The 1,731-nt window shown below is 57.1% G+C and carries 2 protein-coding genes; both read left to right on the top strand.

Annotation, left to right across the window (positions count from 1 at the left end; all coding sequences use genetic code 11):
• The first annotated feature begins 158 nt into the window (after positions 1-158).
• The gene (locus BKD70_RS22195) at positions 159-1,253 is read left to right on the top strand and encodes a polyamine ABC transporter substrate-binding protein (RefSeq protein ID WP_034128995.1); all 1,095 of its coding nucleotides are present in this window, start codon (positions 159-161) and stop codon (positions 1,251-1,253) included.
• A gap of 66 nt (positions 1,254-1,319) precedes the next feature.
• On the top strand, positions 1,320-1,731 hold a 412-nt coding region (locus tag BKD70_RS22200; protein ID WP_139145786.1), incomplete at its 3' end, for an ABC transporter ATP-binding protein.

The following is a 1,731-nucleotide window of genomic DNA, read 5'->3' on the forward strand; positions in this document are numbered from 1 at the left end:
GATTCTCTCGGATGGTGCATCGCCATCGGGGGCAAGCCCCCTCCCACAAATTAGATCAAAGAAAGTTTTGCCGGATCGGTTTATCGACGGTAAGTTGCGCGCCGGTTTTGTTGCCGGGCAACAACTTCAAGGCCCCAACTATTCAAGAGGACCTCCACTTGCCAATTTCTTTATTTCGCAAAGCCATGCTGGTGGGTGCAGGTATCACGCTGGCTGCCAGCGTACAGGCCGCACCGACGGTGCATATTTATAACTGGTCGGACTACATCGGCCCCGACACCCTGGCCAACTTCGAAAAGGCCAGCGGTATCAAGCCTGTGTATGACGTGTTTGACTCCAACGAAACCCTGGAAGGCAAGTTGCTCGCCGGGCGTACCGGCTACGACGTCGTGGTTCCGTCCAACCATTTCCTGGGCAAGCAGATCAAGGCTGGAGCGTTCCAGAAGCTCGACAAGTCACTGCTGACAAACTACGCCAACCTCGACCCGGTGCTGCTCAAGCGCCTGGAAAAGAACGACCCGGGCAACCAGTACGCGGTGCCGTACCTGTGGGGCACCAACGGCATTGGCTACAACGTCGACAAGGTCAAGGAAGTGCTGGGTGTCGACAAGATCGACTCTTGGGCGGTGTTGTTCGAACCGGAAAACATGAAGAAGTTGGCCACTTGCGGCGTGTCGTTCATGGACTCGGCCGATGAAATGCTACCGGCGGTACTCAACTATATGGGCCTGGACCCCAACAGCACCAACCCGGCCGACTATAAGAAAGCCGAGGAAAAACTGCTGAAAGTGCGGCCCTACGTGACCTACTTCCATTCCTCCAAATACATCTCGGACCTGGCCAACGGCAACATCTGCGTGGCGGCCGGTTTCTCCGGCGATGTGTTCCAGGCCAAGGCCCGTGCGGCGGAGGCGGGCAAAGGCGTGAACATCGCCTACACGATTCCCAAAGAAGGCGGCAACCTGTGGTTCGACGTGCTGGCGATTCCCAAGGATGCCAGCAACGTCAAGGAAGCCCACGCCTTCATCAACTATTTGCTGCAGCCTGAGGTGATCGCTCAGGTCAGCGATCAAGTCGGTTACGCCAACCCTAACCCAGGGGCGGACAAACTGATGGAGCAATCGATACGCACCGACGAAGCGGTTTACCCACCGCAGGCGGTTCTCGAGCGGACATTCGTCAACTTTGAGCTACCCCCGAAAGTGCAGCGTTTAATGACCCGTAGCTGGACCAAGGTCAAGACGGGCAAGTAAGGCTAAAACTATCCAAGGCTGGCCCGCATTGGGCCGGCTGCACAGTTTTTTTTGGGAGTTTCGTAAATGGCAGTTGCCTCCGGCGCCTATAAGAAAGCCCTCGAGGGCGACCAGACACCGAAAAAGGTGCTGGTCAAAATCGACCGGGTCACGAAGAAGTTCGACGAGACGATTGCCGTGGACGATGTGTCCCTGGAAATCAAGAAAGGCGAGATCTTCGCCTTGCTCGGCGGTTCGGGTTCGGGCAAATCCACCTTGCTGCGCATGCTTGCAGGTTTCGAGCGCCCAACCGAAGGTCGCATCTACCTCGACGGTGTGGACATCACCGACATGCCGCCCTACGAGCGGCCGATCAACATGATGTTCCAGTCCTACGCCTTGTTCCCGCACATGACCGTGGCGCAGAACATCGCCTTCGGCTTGCAACAGGACAAGATCCCCAAGGCTGAAGTCGACGCACGCGTGGCCGAGATGCTCA

The sequence above is a fragment of the Pseudomonas sp. BS-2016 genome, assembly GCF_001806145.1.
Classification (GTDB): Bacteria; Pseudomonadota; Gammaproteobacteria; order Pseudomonadales; family Pseudomonadaceae; genus Aquipseudomonas; species Aquipseudomonas lundensis.